We start from the raw sequence: 14,631 nt of genomic DNA, 5'->3' as shown, positions 1-14,631 counted from the left end.
TGCGCCGCATGCGCCGCCGCTGGCATCGCGGTCGCTGGCATTATTACTGGTAGCCGGCCGATAGCTTGAGGCGCTGCCCCGACATGACGACGCTCGCGCTCCGCTGCGCGGGCGTCAGGCAGGGGTGGGGAACTCGGATCCCGACCATTCGACGGGGACCTTCAACGTTCCGGCGACGATGGAGCTCGCCGCAGCTTCGATCCGCCCCCGGATATCGACGGGCACCGAGGGGGCCATAACGAGCCGGACAGCCTCCGGCGTCTCCAGCCCGAGCCGCTTGATCTCGCCGGTGGCGAATTTGCCCGCGGTGAAATCCGCCACCGCATCGAACAGGGCCCGGCCGGAATCGGCGAAGGCGGAGGCGATGAAGACGTCGGGCGCGATCGCGGTCCAGTCGCCGACATTGCCGATCTGCTTGACGCCGCGCTCGCGGCAGGCGGCCGTGACGCCGTCGCGACCGGCATTGAGCATGGTGAAGATCACCTGCGCATCCTCGGCGATCATGGCGCGGGCGACCTTTTCCGACAGGGCGTTGTCGTCCTGGTTGCCGGAGAAATTCGTCAGCAGGATCACCTTCGGGTCGGCATGAGCGACACCGGCGGCATAGGCGGCGCGGCCCTTCAGGCCCGGCGTGACGCGGATGCCCGACATATGGCCGACGACACCGGTGCGGGTGGTCAGGGCGGCGAGCATGCCGGCAAGGAAGGCCGACTGCTCCTGCAACACCTCGTAGCTCGCGAGGTTGGTTCCCGTGACGTTGCCCTGGGTCACGGCGAAACGCACCGACGGGAATTCGGCCGCCACCGCCTTGGCGGCGGCGTTGTTCTGGCCGCCATGGGCGATGACGAGGTCGGGCCCGGCAGCCGCGAGTTCGCGCAGCGCGGCCGTCAACTCCTCGGGCTTCGGCTGGACGCCCTGTTTGAAGGCGACGGAGACGCCGAGACGGGCTTCGGCCAGCTTCAACCCGTCATAGCCCGCCTGCATGAAGCCGCGATCGTCGATGCGCCCGGCAAAGAGCGCGGCGACCTTCTTCGGAGCCTGAGCCCGCCCGAGGGTCGGCAGGCAGGCGGACGAGATCAGGGCGAGCGCGGTACGGCGGTTCGGACGAAGCAGGGTCATCGTGGCGGGGTGCCTCCGGTTGAGATCAGCCGGGAGCAAAGACCAGATCGGCGGGCGCTGCAATGTCGGAAGACCGGGCGGCGCTGCGGCCGCCCGGTCCCGAGTCGTCTCAAGCCAGCGTGTAGGCGGTCTTGACCGTGGTGTAGAACTCTTTGGCGTAGGCCCCCTGCTCGCGGGGTCCATAGCTCGAGCCCTTCCGGCCGCCAAAGGGCACATGGTAGTCGACGCCCGCGGTAGCGAGGTTGACCATCACCATGCCGGCTTCGGCATTGCGCCGGAAATGCGTCGCATGCTTCAGCGAGGTCGTGCAGATGCCGGAGGACAGGCCGAACTCGGTGTCGTTGGCGATGGCGAGCGCTTCCTCGTAGTCCTTGACGCGGATGATATTGGCGACGGGCCCAAAAACCTCCTCCCGCGAGATCCGCATGCTGTTCGTGGTCTCGGTGAAGAGCGCCGGCTGGAGATAGAAGCCGGGGGTCTCGCGGTTCAGGAGCTCGCCGCCCCAGACCAGCTTGCCGCCCTCGTCCTTGGCGATCTGGATGTATTTCAGATCCTGGTCGAGCTGGCTCTGGTCGACGACCGGGCCGATATGCGTGCCGGCCTTGAGCGCGTCGTCGACGACGACGCCCTTCAGCCGCTCGATGCAGGCCTCGACGAAGCGGTCATGGATGCCGGACTGGACGATCAGGCGCGAGGACGCCGTGCAGCGCTGGCCGGTGGAGAAGAAGGCGCCGGTGACGGCGGCCTCCACCGCGACCTTGAGATCGGCGTCGTCGAGCACGACGAGCGGGTTCTTGCCGCCCATCTCCAGCTGAACCTTCTTCATCGGCGAGGAGGCGATGCAGGCCTCCGCCACCTTGCGGCCGGTCGCGACCGAGCCGGTGAAGGAGATGGCGTGGACGTCCTTGTGCTGAAGCAGCGCCTGGCCGACGACCGAGCCGCGACCCATGACCAGGTTGAGCACGCCCTTGGGCAGTCCGGCGCGCTGCAGGATGTCGACCAGCGCCCAGGCCGAGCCCGGCACGAGGTCCGCCGGCTTGATGACGACGCAATTGCCATAGGCGAGCGCGGGCGCAATCTTCCAGGCGGGGATCGCGATCGGGAAGTTCCAGGGCGTGATCATGCCGACGATGCCGACCGGCTCGCGCGTGATCTCGACACCGACGCCCGGGCGCACCGAAGGCAGGGCCTCGCCGGTCAGGCGCAGGCATTCGCCGGCGAAGAAGGCGAAGATCTGGCCGGCGCGACCGGCCTCGCCGATGCCCTCGGCCAGGGTCTTGCCCTCCTCGCGGGAGAGCAGGCGGCCGAGCTCCTCCTTGCGGGCGAGGATCTCGTCGGACGCCTTCTTCAGGATCTCGTAGCGCTCCTGCGGGCCGGAGCGGCTCCAGGCGGGAAAGGCGGCCTTGGCGGCGGCGACGGCGTCGTTGAGCTGATCGACGGAGCCCTGGGCATATTCGCCGACGACGTCATTGGTGTTGGAGGGGTTGATGTTGCGCGAAACTTGCGAGCCGCCGGCCCATTCGCCAGCGATCAGGTTCTTGAACATCTCGGTCATCAGCGGCCTCCCACGGCGTTTTGTGTTCGCCGCGCGGTGTAGCCGTTCTGGCCGGCGATGACCATTGCCGCGGCGGGACGGGCCAAGTCCGCTCGCGCATGGAGGGCGCTCAGAACTCCGCGTCGAGCTCCTCGACCTCCTCGGGCTCGGCCTTCGCGGCTTCGATCCAGCGCTGCAGCACGGGCCAGGCGGCGATGGTGCGGCAATAGCTCCGGCAGGCTTCGTCCAGCGCGACGTCATAGGTGAGGAAGCGCAGGCAGACCGGCGCGTACATCGCATCCGCCATCGTCAGCGTCCTGCCGAAGAGATAGGGCCCGCCATAGCGCTGCAGGCAGTCGCGCCAGATCTCGGTGACACGGTCGATATCGGCCTGGGCGCCGGCCCAGACCTTGAAGCCGGGGTAATGCGCCTTGAGGTTCATCGGCAGGGCCGATCGCAGATTGGCGAAGCCGGAATGCATCTCGCCGCAGATGGCGCGGCAATGGGCGCGGGGGGCGGCGTCCTGCGGCAGGAGGCCGGCATCGGGCCTGATCTCGTCGAGATAGGCGGCGATGGCGAGCGTGTCCCAGACCTTGATGCCGTCATGGGTCAGGCAGGGCACGAGGAAGGAGGGCGAGAGCAGCAGCAGCTCGGCCCGCGTCGAGGGGTCGTCGGCGGAGAGCATGTGCTCCTCCACCTCGAGACCCGCCATCATGCAGAGCAGCCAGCCGCGCAGCGACCAGGACGAGTAGTTCTTGCTGCTGATCGTCAGTGTCGCGCCGGTCATGGCAGGCATCCTCTGCGGCAGTCAGAGATCTAGCAAGAGCCATTCCACTGCGGAATGCGGATTAGAACAATCTTGCGGAAACCCGCTTTTGCAGTGCAACATCGAGCGGGGCGCGGCCTGCCGCCGGAGAATGCCGGTTGCGGCCCGCCGGGCTGTTCAGCAAGGGCGCGTCGCGATGCTCTATCTCGCCTATCAGGCCCAGTCGGATCTGTTGAATCCGGCCCGGATGCTGGCGCAATCCGCCCTGGCGGCGATCGGCGCGCGGGCGATGAGCGGCCAGCCGGTAGACTGGCGCGCGACGGCGGCGGCTTACGAGATGGTGACGCGGGCGGGCCTGACCCATGAACGCCCGCCCTACCACATCGAGAGCGTGCGCGAGGGCAATCGCGACGTGCCGGTGACCGAGGAGGTGGTGCTCACCCTCCCCTTCGGCAGCCTGCTTCGCTTCCGCAAGGACAGCGACACGCCGCAGGCCAAGGTGCTGGTCGTGGCGCCGATGTCGGGCCATTTCGCGACGCTGCTGCGCAACACGGTGGCGACGCTGCTGCGCGACCACGACGTCTACATCACCGACTGGCACAATGCCCGCGACGTCTCGCTGGAGGCAGGCCCTTTCGGCTATGACGACTATGTCGACACGCTGATCCGCTTCGTCGAGACGCTGGGGGCGGACACGCATATCGTCGCCGTGTGCCAGCCCTGCGTGCAGGTGCTGACGGCGGCGGCCGTGATGGCGCAATCGGGCAGCCCATTCCAGCCGCGCAGCATGACGCTCATGGCCGGGCCGGTCGACACCCGGATCAATCCGACGACGGTCAACAAGCTCGCGACCGACAAGCCGATCGAGTGGTTCCGGCGCAATCTGATCGCGACGGTGCCGTCACGCTTCCCCGGCGGCGGTCGCAAGGTCTATCCGGGCTTCGTGCAGCTCGGCGCTTTCGTGGCGATGAACATGCAGCGCCATGTCAACGCGCATATCGACATGTTCCTCCACCTCGCCACCGGCGAGACGGAGGAGGCGCAGAAGATCAAGTCCTTCTACGACGAATACTTCGCCGTGCTGGACCTGCCGGCGGAGTTCTATCTCGAGACCGTGCAGTGGATTTTCCAGGAGGCGCGGCTCGCCGCCCGCACCCTGACCTATCGGGGCGAGCCGGTCGATTGCCGTGCGATCCGGCGCACCGCCCTGCTGACCGTCGAGGGCGAGCGCGACGACATCTGTTCGCTCGGCCAGACCTCGGCGGCGCATGACCTCTGCTCGGGGCTGAAGCCCTTCCGCAAGCGCCACCACATGCAGGCCGGCGTCGGCCATTACGGCGTCTTCTCCGGCCGCAAATGGGAGGGGCAGATCTACCCGATCGTCCGCAACATGATCCTGGCCAACAGCTGAGGCCCCGGAGGCCTCACTTCTCCTTGATCGACAACCCGTTCTTGCCGACCGAGATCTCGACGCCCTCGGGCTGCTTCTTCTCCTGGTAGAGGGCATAGCCGGTGGCGGCGAGGCCGACGACAAGGGCGAAGACGAGGGCAACAAGCAACTGGCGCGAGGCGAGCATGTGACGATCCATGTGAAACCGCATTCCCTGCGGCGCGTTGACAACTTGCGACCCGCCCCGATGTTCCCGGACATCCGCGTCCGGCGGCGGGCCCGTTCGGAGAAGGAGACCGCTATGCCGGACAGCGAACTGCAGCAGAGCGTCTGGGAGGCGCTGGAGCGCCACCCGGTCTGCATGGTGACGACCGTGGTCGACGGGGCGATCCGCACCCGCCCGATGAGCGGACATGTCGAGCGCGAGCATCACCGCCTGCTCTTCATCGTCCATCGCGAAACCGGGCTCGTTGCGGCCGCCGGTCAGCCGACCGGGCTTTCGATCGCGATCAGCGACGAGGCCCGGAACTTCTATGCGGCCGTGCGCTGCGCCGCGGCGGAGATCGAGGACCGCGATCTTCTCGCCCGGATCTGGACGCCGGTGACGGGGGCGTGGTTTCCGGGCGGCCCAGACGATCCGGAGGCGACGCTGCTAGCGTTGACTCCGGAGAGCGCGGAGATCTGGAACGGGCCCTCGAGCGGCGTGTTGGTGGCCTTCAAGCTCGCCACGGCGAAGCTCTTGGGACGGACGCCCGATCTCGGCGTCAACGCCAGGATCGACATGCGCTGAGACGGCGTCGCCGTCTCAGGCAGCCTGTCCGGCCGGCGGCGGCTCGATCCCCTCCGCCCGCGCCATGCTGCGACCGAGGATCGCGATCGACAGACTCGACCAGGCAATCCCGAGGCACCAGCCGCCGATGACGTCCGTCGGCCAATGGACGCCGAGATAGATCCGGCTGAGCCCGATCAGCACGATCATCACCCAGGCGAGCCAGACGCAGAGCCGGGCGATGTCCTCCCGGCGGGAGGCCAGGCCAACGAAGCCCGCGATGCTTAAAAGCGTCACGGCCGAGAGGAAGGCGTGGCCGCTCGGGAAGCTGGCGGTAAAGGTCAGCGCCGCATGTTCAACGATATCGGGCCGGTCGCGGCCGATCAGAATCTTCAGCACCGTAGAGGCGAGCGTCGCGGCGAGCACCGAGACGGCGAGCCCGATCGCCAGCGGCCGGTGTCGACAGATCCAGAGCGAGAGGCTCGCAGTGATCGTCATCAGGCCAAGACCGACGAAACTGCCGAAGGCGGTCATGTCGCGCACCGCCTCCTGCAGCCAGGCAGGGCCTATCGGCGAGGTCGGGTCGCCCGCCTCGCGGAAGAACAGGACGATGCTGCGGTCAAAGGCGAAGCTGCGCCCGGAGACGATGAAGAGAGCCAACCCCAGAAAGGCGAAGCCGGCAGCGACGGGAAACAGCACACGCGGGGACAACACGAAAAAACCGCCTCCGGAACAGGGACCATCGGGACATAGGAGCCAAAGGTCGGGACGCAACCCGCTCGCTAGCCGGCGAGCCGATCGCGCGCGGCAATCAACTGGATCGCTCCCGGCAGGAGCGCGTAGCGGAGCGGGCCCGCCTTGCGTTCGACCTCGCCGTCGAAGGTGATATGCCCACGGCGCTGGTCGCGGCGCGTCAGCGTCACCTCCTCCGCCGTGAAGGAGGTCAGGTTCGGTGAAGTCCGCCAGCCGCCGGACACGACGGACAGGGCCGCCTTGCAGCGCGAATAGATGCCGCCCGCCTTGAGGATATGGACCTCGAACAGGCGGCCGTCGAGCCTCGGGCGCCGCCATTCCGCGCCCTCGAATCCGTTGACGGTGACGAGCACGGCGTCCGCCTGGACGACGCTGCGTTGGCCCTGGACGCCGATATCGACCGTAACGGCCCGTGTGAACAGGATCGAGCGCGTCGCTGCGACGACGAAGGCGATGGCCCGGCTGAAGGGAAAGCGACGACGCGCCTGCTCGCGCTCTCGTGCCATCAGGCTGAAGAACCCCATGCCGGACAGTGAATGGAACAGGCGGTCGTTGACGGTGCCGATGTCCAGAACGACAGCCTCGCCCTGGCAGAGCGCTTCGATCTGCTCCTCCAGCGTCCCGGTCAGGCCGAGATCGCGGCCGAGCACATTGACGGTTCCGAGCGGGAGCACGCCGACCGGCCGGCCGGCCTGAAGCAGGACGGGCAGAACGCCGTTCAGCGTGCCGTCGCCGCCGGCGATGACGGGGATGCTGTCAGCGTTCTCGATCGCCAGCGACAGGGCATCGTCGAGTTCGCGCGGGTGCACCAGCCGCACCTCCGCCGTGCAGCCGCTCGCCTCAAACGCCGCGACGATCCGCGCCGCGAATGCGTCGGGCCCCGCCTCGAGAGCGGTCCCGGCCCGAGCGTTGACGACGACGGTGTGGTGCATGGGCCGGGGAGTGAGAGGGAGGGCGGGAAGGAGAGGTCGAACGACGACAATAAGGCCAGGACGAGATACTCGCCCTTCAGGAATGGATGGTTAGCGGTGAGCCATCCTGCCGGTGCCCGGCGGCGAATGCCGGCGAGGGCATGGGATCCTCGATTTCCTCGGTGATCACCTCAAACCGTTGCAGCGTGTGCGGCCCGAACGAGCTGAGCATCGCCACATCCGTCGCGTCGCGGCCCCGGGCGATCACGACACGTCCGATCCGCGGCACGTTGTGGCGGGCGTCGAACGTGAACCAGCGCCCGCCGAGATAAACCTCGAACCAGGCGTTGAAGTCCATGGGCGCGGGATCCCGCGGCACGCCGATATCGCCGAGATAGCCGTTGCAGTAGCGCGCCGGCACATTCATGCAGCGGCAGAGCGCGACCGCGAGATGCGCGAAGTCGCGGCAAACCCCGATCCGCTCCTCGAAGGCCTCGGCGGCGGTGCGGGTGCTGCGGGCGAACTGATAGCCGAAGGTCAGATGGTTATGGACAAAGTTCACGATCGCCTGGACGCGGGCCCAGCCGGCGGGAATGTGGCCGAACAGGCTCCAGGCCTGGGCCGAGAGCTTGTCGGTCTCGCAGTAACGGCTGCCCATGAGATAGACGAGCGCCTCGTCGGGCAGACGCGCGGGGGGCACTTCCATCGCGGTCAGCTCGACCGGGTCCGGCGCGCCGGAGTCGTGAACGATGCCCTCGGCGCGCAGCGCGATCCCGCCCGCAGGGGCGGTGATCCGGCGGCAGATGTTGCCGAATTGGTCGATGTATTCCCTGGCGGCGATCCGCAACAACGGGTCGCGCAGGGAGACGATGTTCAACTCGTCGGCGACCAGGATGTCGTGACGACGCGACGGGTGGATATCGAGCAGCGTCACGAGCGGCAGATCCTGCTCGCAGATCATCTCGATGTTGTATCCGTAACGGATGCGCATGACGCCCTCGCGGTTCGCCCTGTGCGCCGCGGAGAAGGCAGCGCTTCCTGAATGGGCCGCCTCCAACCCCGGCGCTGACGCGGGATTGGAGGCTCTCACAAAACGGAAGATGCGGGCCTTTCGGCCCGCATCCCGCCGCCACGACGGTTCGGCTGGGGGGATAGCAACCGCCGCGACTTGCGTCTGGGCGTCGCCTACATCATCCAGTAGGGCATCGTGCCGTAGTAATCGTGGACCCGCTTGCCATAGGTGCGGTCGTCCCAATCCGGCTCGCCCTGACTGTCATACATCGGCGCCGCCTCGAGCTTATCCTTGGTCATGGGGACGACATAGCCGCCTCTTTCCGGATCGAAGTCGAGAACGCTCCAGGGGATGGGATGATACTTCTCGCCGAGACCGAGGAAGCCGCCAAAGGACATGATCGCGTAGGCGACCTTGCCCGTCTTTTTGTCGAGCATGACGTCGTAAATCTCGCCGAGATGCTCTCCTGCGGTGTTGTAGACCTCGGTACCCGCCACTCGCGCTCCGGCAATCAGCGGATTCGACGAAACCGTGGACTCCGACGTCGAGAACGTGTCGCGCAGGGTCATGATCGTTTCCTCCATCGGGAGCAGCATTCGGTGCTGCGGATCGTCGGAAGAACGCCGCTTCGGAGCCAAAGGTTCCGGCAGACCAGTGGCTTTTCGATCGGACCAGCAACCGCCCATCTCTGGCGGGGACCTGTCGGTGGCGGCCCGATGCGGCGGAACCTTTGTCGAGAGAGCACGTTCCGTTGGGCAGCCGGCCATCGCGCCGCCACGATGTGCACCTCATTCTGGCGTCCGCGCGGCAATGCTCCGAAACGACAGCGCCAAGGAAACGAACCCATGAAGAAGATTCTGATCATCGCCGCGGTTGCGGCCACGCTCGGCGCCTGCACGGCGCAGGAAGAGCGGACCGCGGGCGGCGCGCTGATTGGCGCGGGCACTGGTGCTGTGATCGGCGGCCTTGCCACCGGCCGGGCCGGCGGCGCCCTTGCGGGTGCGGCCATCGGTGGCGCTGGCGGCGCGATCATCGGCTCGGCCAGCGGACCGCGTACTTGCGTCGGCCGCGACGAATACGGCCGTCGCTTCCGCTACGATTGCTGAGCAACGCCGCCGCTGTTGCGGTGAGGTTGAGGCCCGGCTGGCGCGATGCGTCGGCCGGGCTTTTTCGTGTCGGCGTCAGACCGCTCCGTATGGCCCGAAACGGCCGACGAAACGGTGGCGGTTTCCAGGGTACAGCAGCCGCACCGCCGTGACCGGAGCTTCATGATTCCATGTCCGCCGCTCGATCAGCAAGCAGGCTTCCCCGGGGGCGATGTCGAGCAGGGCGGCATCATCAGGCTCAGCGGGCACGGCACTGATCGCGTGTTCGGCCTGTGACCAGAGGCTGTGCTGCAGCAGCCAGTCGCCCGGCGGGGTCTCGGTGAAATCCTGATCCGCCGCGGCCGGCACGGTCGCGAGATGGATGACCCGCTCCTCCAGCACATGCGGCTGATCGTCGGCGCGATGCAGCGTGACGAGATGGGCGATCCTCGCGCCGCGCTTCAGCCCGAAGCGCAGCGCCAGCTCGGGCGTCGGCCGGCCGTCATGACGCGCCAGAACCTCGAAGGTATAGCGCTGCCCCAGCCGCTCCACCTCGGCCGGGATCGACAGGATGTCGAGCATGGCATGGGTCGTCGGCGGGCTCGCCACCACGGTGCCCGAACGACGACGCCGCGTGATCAGGCCCTCGCGCGCCAGCTGTACCAGCGCACGATGAACGGTCATGCGGGAGGCGCCAAGCCGTTCCATCAGCGCGTGCTCGGGCGGCACCGGGGTTCCGGGCGGCCAGGTGCCACCGAGGATGAGATCGCGGATCGCGCGGCGGATCTGGTCATAGACCGGGCCTGCGCCATCCAGCTTCACGGCGTCGAGCCGGTCATGAGCCATCGCCGTCACAGCGCCGCCAGCAGCTTGCGCATGACGCTGCCGAAGCGGCCCTTCACCCGCTCGCGGCCGCGGTGGCGCCCCTCTGCGACGAGGTGCCGGCCGCCGACGATGACATCCCGCACCGGCAGCGCATTGGCGGCGAAGATGGCACTGTCGAGGGCCGCCTCGCCCGTCTTGCCGATGAGCGCCGGATGGTCGGCATCCAGTGTCACGAGGTCCGCCCTCATCCCCGGCGTGAGCACGCCGAGCGCCCTTCCGCAGGCCCGAGCGCCACCTACAGCGGCGGCCCGCCACAAAGCCACGCCAGTCGGAGCGTCTTCCTCGGCGAGCAATGCACGGCGGCGGTCGCGCAGGCGCTGCGAATATTCGAGCAGGCGCAATTCGGAGCCGGCGTCGATCTGGATGTTGGAATCGCTGCCGACGCCGTAAGCGCCGCCGGAGCGCCGGTAGCGCACGCCGTCGAAGATGCCGTCGCCGAGGCTCGCTTCCGTGATCGGGCAGAGACCTGCGACGGCGCCGCTGGCCGCGATCGCATCGCGCTCGGCATCGTCGAGATGGGTGGCGTGGATCAGGCACCAGCGCGCGTCGAGCGCGACCGTGTCCGCCAGCAGGGCGACGGGCCGGCGTCCCATGATCGCGATCGAATCCTCGACCTCGCGCATCTGCTCGGCGACATGGATGTGCAGGGGCGTGCCAGGGCGAAGACTGGCGAGCCAGTCCAGATCCTCCAGCGCGACCGCGCGCAGCGAATGCGGCGCAAGGCCGAGGACGGCGTCAGGCAGAGGGCGGATCGCGGCTTCGCTCGCCTCGATCAGCTTCAGATAAGAGTCGCGGTCGTTGACGAAACGGCGCTGGCCGTGGACCGAAGGTGCCTGGCCGAAATTGCCGAAGCGGTAGAGCACCGGTAGCAGCGTCAGGCCGAGCCCGGTTTCCTCAGCGGCGCCGGCGATCGCGGCCCCCATCGCGGCGATGTCGGCATAGGGGCGCCCGTCCTTGTCGTGATGGAGATAATGGAACTCGGCCAGCGCCGTGAAGCCGCCCTCCAGCATCTCGACGAAGGCCTGGGCGGCGAGCGCCTGCACGTCGTCGGGATCGAGCCGGTCAAGGAAGCGGTACATCACCTCCCGCCAGGTCCAGAAAGAATCCTCGCTCGCGCCACGGCGCTCCGAGAGGCCCGCCATGCCACGCTGGAAGGCGTGGCTGTGCAGATTGGGCATGCCGGGCAGAGCAAGCCCCGAGAGACACGTATCGCCGGGTTGAGCCCCGACGTCCGTCTCGAGCGCCGTGATCGTGCCCGCCGAACTCGTCAGACGCACATTCTCGGCAAAACCATTCGGCAGCAGCGCCTGCTGCAGATGCAGGGTCAGGGTCACGGCGTCTCTCCAGCGTCCAATTGCCTATGCAATTAAGGGCTTGTCATTTGCATATGCAATTAGCTAGCATACTCACCATTCGAGGATAGTCGAGAGGATGCGGCATGGCGACGATGTCGGCTGAGGCCCCGACCTGCGACCGGCTCTGGACGAACGCCCGTTTGGCGACGATGGCGTCCTCGGTGGCGGCGCCCTATGGCACAGTCGAGGATGGCGTCGTGGCCGCCCGCGACGGGCGCATCCTCTATGCCGGGCCGCGCCAGGAAGCGCCGGCCTTCCGCGCCGCCGAGACGATCGATTGCGGCGGGCGCTGGATCACGCCGGGGCTGATTGATTGCCACACCCATCTCGTCCATGGCGGCGACCGCGCCCATGAATTCGAGCTGCGCCTGCAGGGCGCGAGCTACGAGGAGATCGCGCGCGCCGGCGGCGGCATCCTCTCCACGGTGACCGCGACCCGGGCGGCGAGCGAGGATGCGCTGTTCGCCAGCGCCGACCGGCGGCTTTCGGCCCTGCTGGCCGAGGGCGTGACCACGGTCGAGATCAAGTCCGGCTACGGGCTGGAGATCGAGGCCGAGGTGAAGACGCTGCGCGTTGCGCGCCGGGTCGGGCGGGAGCGGCCGGTGCGGGTGCGCACGACCTTCCTCGGTGCTCATGCCGTGCCACCCGAATTCAAGGGCCGCTCCGGCGACTATACCGCGCTCGTCGCCGGGCCGATGCTCGACGCCATCGCGGCAGAGGGGCTGGCGGATGCGGTCGATGTCTTCTGCGAGGGCATCGCCTTTTCGCCCGACGAGACGCGGGCCGTCTTCGAGGCTGCGCAGGCCAAGGGGTTGGCGATCAAGATCCACGCCGAGCAGCTCTCCAATCTCGGCGGCGCGGCGCTGGCAGCCGAGATGGGGGCGCTCTCGGCAGACCATCTCGAATATCTCGACGAGGCCGGCGTGATCGCCATGGCAAAGGCCCGCACGGTCGCGGTGGTGCTGCCGGGCGCGTTCTACTTCCTCCACGAGACGCAGAAGCCGCCGATCGAGTTTCTGCGCCGGCATGGCGTGGCGATCGCGCTCGCGACCGACGCCAATCCCGGCTCCTCGCCCCTGACCTCGCCGCTTTTGGTGATGAACATGGCCTGCACGCTGTTCCGGCTGACGCCGGAGGAGGCGCTGGCGGGGCTGACCCGCCATGCCGCGCAGGCGCTCGGCCTCTCCGACGAAATCGGCACGCTGGAAGCGGGCAAAGCTTGCGACCTGGCGATCTGGGACATCGAGCGCCCGGCCGAACTCGCCTACCGCATCGGCTTCAACCCGCTTTACGCCCGGATCTGGAACGGACAATGAGCACGCCCCTTCTCCTCGACCCCGGCCATGCCGCCCTGACGCACTGGCGCGACGTGATCGACGGCGCGTCGATCACGCTTTCCTCGGCGAGTGCAGATGCGATCGCGGCCGCCCAGGCCATCGTCGACGACATCGTCGCGGCCGGCACCGTGACCTATGGCGTCAACACCGGTTTCGGGAAGCTCGCCAGCGTCCGCATCGCGGATGGCGACCTCGCGACGCTGCAGCGCAATCTCATCCTGTCGCACGCGGTCGGCACCGGCCCTGCCCTGCCCGACGGCGTGGTGCGGCTGATCCTCGCGATGAAGGCGGCGAGCCTGGCGCGCGGGGCCTCCGGCGTGCGGCCGATCGTGGTCGAGGCGCTGCTCGGCGCGCTCGAGGCCGATGCGCTTCCGGTCGTGCCGGCCAAGGGCTCGGTCGGCGCTTCCGGCGATCTCGCGCCGCTCGCCCATCTCACCGCCGCGCTGATGGGCGTCGGCGAGATCAGACTGAAGGGCGAGGTGATGCCGGCTGCCGACGCGCTCGCGCGGATCGGCCAGGCGCCGCTGGCGCTCGGCCCCAAGGAGGGGCTGGCGCTGATCAACGGCACGCAGGTCTCGACTGCGCTGGCGCTCACCGGCCTCAGCGCCATGGCGCGGGTGTTCGATGCCGCGCTGGTCGCCGGCGCGCTCTCGGTCGATGCGCTGAAGGGCTCGGACACGCCGTTCGACCCGCGCATCCAGGCCTTGCGCGGCCAGCCCGGCCAGATTCGCGTCGCGGCGCTGCTGCTGGAGCTGATCGCCGGCAGCGCAATCCGCGACAGCCACCGCTTCGGCGATTCGAAGGTGCAGGACCCCTATTCGCTGCGCTGCCAGCCGCAGGTGATGGGCGCGGTGCGCGATCTGCTCGCCAATGCCGCCGCGACGCTTGCGATCGAGGCCAACGCGGTCACCGACAACCCGCTGGTTCTGGGGCCGGGCGAGGTGGTTTCGGGCGGGAACTTCCATGCCGAGCCGGTGGCCTTCGCCGCCGACATGCTGGCGATGGGGCTGTGCGAGATCGGCAACCTGTCGGAGCGGCGGATCGCGCTTCTGGTCGATCCCGTGATGAGCGGCCTGCCGCCCTTCCTGGCGCGCGATGCCGGGCTCAATTCCGGCTTCATGATCGCGCAGGTGACGGCGGCCGCGCTCGCTTCCGAGAACAAGCAGAAGGCCTATCCGGCCTCAGTCGACACGATTCCGACCTCGGCCAATCAGGAAGACCATGTCTCGATGGCGACGCATGGCGCCTATCGCCTGCTCGACATGGCGGCGAATGCCGCGAGCATCATCGGCGTCGAGCTGATGGCAGCGGCGGAGGCGATCGAGCATCATCGCCCGATGACGACGAGCCCGCGGCTGGAGCCGGTGCTGGCGCTGCTGCGCGGCGAGATCGCGCCGCTGACGGAAGACCGCTACCTCGCCCCCGATCTGGCCGCGGCGACGGAACTGGTTCTGTCGGGCGCCGTGGGCCGGGCGGCGGGGCTGGATTCGTTTGCGGAGTTCGGGGCGTGAGGCGTGGGCAAAGAGCGGTCCTCGTCAACCGAGCAGGCGCGGGGAACCCCTCTCCCGTAGGGAGAGGGGCAGGGGTGAGGGGTCGGCCGTTTGACACCGTGGCCGTGACCTCCCCGCAGCCGCCGTCAGGGATGTGTTTCACTGGTCCGGGGGCCTACACCTCACCCCTGCCCCTCTCCTTACAGGAGAGGGGTTCCCCGCGCC

Annotated in this window: 15 protein-coding genes; 5 read left to right on the top strand and 10 right to left on the bottom strand. The window is 68.2% G+C overall.

Annotated features, from left to right (window positions below):
* Nucleotides 1–114: 114 nt before the first annotated feature.
* The 3 genes from AX750_RS23745 to AX750_RS23735 all read right to left on the bottom strand — a co-directional run bounded on the left by AX750_RS23745 (nucleotide 115) and on the right by AX750_RS23735 (nucleotide 3,440).
* Nucleotides 115–1,119, bottom strand: a complete 1,005-nt coding sequence (locus AX750_RS23745) for a BMP family protein (RefSeq protein WP_082735139.1) — start codon at nucleotides 1,117–1,119, stop codon at nucleotides 115–117.
* Nucleotides 1,120–1,228: 109 nt separating this feature from the next.
* Nucleotides 1,229–2,674, bottom strand: coding sequence for an aldehyde dehydrogenase family protein (locus tag AX750_RS23740; RefSeq protein ID WP_066718065.1), 1,446 nt, complete (start codon nucleotides 2,672–2,674; stop codon nucleotides 1,229–1,231).
* 109 nt (nucleotides 2,675–2,783) lie between these two features.
* Nucleotides 2,784–3,440 carry a glutathione S-transferase family protein gene (locus AX750_RS23735; protein ID WP_066718062.1) on the bottom strand — a complete coding sequence of 219 codons (657 nt, stop codon included), beginning with the start codon at nucleotides 3,438–3,440 and terminating at the stop codon, nucleotides 2,784–2,786.
* Between the two features lie 175 nt (nucleotides 3,441–3,615).
* Here AX750_RS23735 and phaZ point away from each other — a divergent pair, with 175 nt between their 5' ends.
* A complete protein-coding gene (phaZ, locus tag AX750_RS23730; RefSeq protein ID WP_066718059.1) occupies nucleotides 3,616–4,830 on the top strand; it encodes a polyhydroxyalkanoate depolymerase in 1,215 nt (404 codons plus the stop codon).
* A gap of 13 nt (nucleotides 4,831–4,843) precedes the next feature.
* Here the strand turns inward: phaZ and AX750_RS26665 are convergent, their stop codons facing one another.
* Nucleotides 4,844–5,008 (bottom strand): hypothetical protein, encoded by a 165-nt coding sequence (locus tag AX750_RS26665; RefSeq protein ID WP_156450759.1) that lies wholly within the window; start codon nucleotides 5,006–5,008, stop codon nucleotides 4,844–4,846.
* A 102-nt stretch (nucleotides 5,009–5,110) separates the two neighbouring features.
* Between AX750_RS26665 and AX750_RS23725 the strand changes: the two genes are divergently transcribed.
* Entirely contained in the window at nucleotides 5,111–5,599 is a 489-nt protein-coding gene (locus AX750_RS23725; RefSeq protein WP_066718056.1) for a pyridoxamine 5'-phosphate oxidase family protein, read from the top strand.
* 15 nt (nucleotides 5,600–5,614) lie between these two features.
* Here the strand turns inward: AX750_RS23725 and AX750_RS25740 are convergent, their stop codons facing one another.
* The 4 genes from AX750_RS25740 to AX750_RS23705 form a co-directional block, all read right to left on the bottom strand.
* Nucleotides 5,615–6,292, bottom strand: coding sequence for a phosphatase PAP2 family protein (locus tag AX750_RS25740; protein ID WP_197426543.1), 678 nt, complete (start codon nucleotides 6,290–6,292; stop codon nucleotides 5,615–5,617).
* Nucleotides 6,293–6,360: 68 nt separating this feature from the next.
* Complete coding sequence (locus AX750_RS23715; protein ID WP_066718050.1) at nucleotides 6,361–7,263, bottom strand: diacylglycerol kinase family protein; 903 nt, start codon at nucleotides 7,261–7,263, stop codon at nucleotides 6,361–6,363.
* A gap of 76 nt (nucleotides 7,264–7,339) precedes the next feature.
* A complete protein-coding gene (locus AX750_RS23710; protein ID WP_066718155.1) occupies nucleotides 7,340–8,233 on the bottom strand; it encodes a transglutaminase family protein in 894 nt (297 codons plus the stop codon).
* Nucleotides 8,234–8,427: 194 nt separating this feature from the next.
* A complete protein-coding gene (locus AX750_RS23705) occupies nucleotides 8,428–8,823 on the bottom strand; it encodes a PRC-barrel domain-containing protein (protein ID WP_066718152.1) in 396 nt (131 codons plus the stop codon).
* Between the two features lie 276 nt (nucleotides 8,824–9,099).
* Here AX750_RS23705 and AX750_RS23700 point away from each other — a divergent pair, with 276 nt between their 5' ends.
* Complete coding sequence (locus AX750_RS23700; RefSeq protein WP_066718047.1) at nucleotides 9,100–9,360, top strand: hypothetical protein; 261 nt, start codon at nucleotides 9,100–9,102, stop codon at nucleotides 9,358–9,360.
* Between the two features lie 75 nt (nucleotides 9,361–9,435).
* On the opposite strand, the gene hutC is transcribed toward AX750_RS23700, so the two are convergent.
* On the bottom strand, nucleotides 9,436–10,185 hold the full coding sequence (gene hutC / locus AX750_RS23695; protein ID WP_066718045.1) for a histidine utilization repressor: 750 nt from the start codon (nucleotides 10,183–10,185) through the stop codon (nucleotides 9,436–9,438).
* 5 nt (nucleotides 10,186–10,190) lie between these two features.
* Nucleotides 10,191–11,558, bottom strand: coding sequence for a formimidoylglutamate deiminase (locus AX750_RS23690; protein WP_066718043.1), 1,368 nt, complete (start codon nucleotides 11,556–11,558; stop codon nucleotides 10,191–10,193).
* A 104-nt stretch (nucleotides 11,559–11,662) separates the two neighbouring features.
* Between AX750_RS23690 and hutI the strand changes: the two genes are divergently transcribed.
* Both hutI and hutH read left to right on the top strand, forming a co-directional pair.
* Nucleotides 11,663–12,895 carry an imidazolonepropionase gene (gene hutI, locus AX750_RS23685; protein WP_082737723.1) on the top strand — a complete coding sequence of 411 codons (1,233 nt, stop codon included), beginning with the start codon at nucleotides 11,663–11,665 and terminating at the stop codon, nucleotides 12,893–12,895.
* Nucleotides 12,892–14,427: a histidine ammonia-lyase gene (gene hutH / locus AX750_RS23680; RefSeq protein WP_066718039.1), complete on the top strand. Its 1,536-nt coding sequence runs from the start codon at nucleotides 12,892–12,894 to the stop codon at nucleotides 14,425–14,427. The genes hutI and hutH overlap by 4 nt, the downstream gene beginning before the upstream one ends.
* The last annotated feature ends 204 nt before the right edge of the window (nucleotides 14,428–14,631 follow it).

Origin of the sequence: Methylobacterium sp. CCH7-A2 (genome assembly GCF_001557075.1) — a bacterium.
Taxonomy (GTDB): Bacteria; Pseudomonadota; Alphaproteobacteria; order Rhizobiales; family Beijerinckiaceae; genus Allobosea; species Allobosea massiliensis.
This window is presented reverse-complemented; position numbering and strand designations above follow the sequence as displayed.

What these genes read in the sequence shown, in the direction of transcription:
- AX750_RS23745 (WP_082735139.1), bottom strand. Translation starts at nt 1,119, where the DNA reads ATGACCCTGCTTCGTCCGAACCGCCGTACCGCGCTCGCCCTGATCTCG.
- AX750_RS23740 (WP_066718065.1), bottom strand. Translation starts at nt 2,674, where the DNA reads ATGACCGAGATGTTCAAGAACCTGATCGCTGGCGAATGGGCCGGCGGC.
- AX750_RS23735 (WP_066718062.1), bottom strand. Translation starts at nt 3,440, where the DNA reads ATGACCGGCGCGACACTGACGATCAGCAGCAAGAACTACTCGTCCTGG.
- phaZ (WP_066718059.1), top strand. Translation starts at nt 3,616, where the DNA reads ATGCTCTATCTCGCCTATCAGGCCCAGTCGGATCTGTTGAATCCGGCC.
- AX750_RS26665 (WP_156450759.1), bottom strand. Translation starts at nt 5,008, where the DNA reads ATGGATCGTCACATGCTCGCCTCGCGCCAGTTGCTTGTTGCCCTCGTC.
- AX750_RS23725 (WP_066718056.1), top strand. Translation starts at nt 5,111, where the DNA reads ATGCCGGACAGCGAACTGCAGCAGAGCGTCTGGGAGGCGCTGGAGCGC.
- AX750_RS23715 (WP_066718050.1), bottom strand. Translation starts at nt 7,263, where the DNA reads ATGCACCACACCGTCGTCGTCAACGCTCGGGCCGGGACCGCTCTCGAG.
- AX750_RS23710 (WP_066718155.1), bottom strand. Translation starts at nt 8,233, where the DNA reads ATGCGCATCCGTTACGGATACAACATCGAGATGATCTGCGAGCAGGAT.
- AX750_RS23705 (WP_066718152.1), bottom strand. Translation starts at nt 8,823, where the DNA reads ATGACCCTGCGCGACACGTTCTCGACGTCGGAGTCCACGGTTTCGTCG.
- AX750_RS23700 (WP_066718047.1), top strand. Translation starts at nt 9,100, where the DNA reads ATGAAGAAGATTCTGATCATCGCCGCGGTTGCGGCCACGCTCGGCGCC.
- hutC (WP_066718045.1), bottom strand. Translation starts at nt 10,185, where the DNA reads ATGGCTCATGACCGGCTCGACGCCGTGAAGCTGGATGGCGCAGGCCCG.
- hutI (WP_082737723.1), top strand. Translation starts at nt 11,663, where the DNA reads ATGGCGACGATGTCGGCTGAGGCCCCGACCTGCGACCGGCTCTGGACG.
- hutH (WP_066718039.1), top strand. Translation starts at nt 12,892, where the DNA reads ATGAGCACGCCCCTTCTCCTCGACCCCGGCCATGCCGCCCTGACGCAC.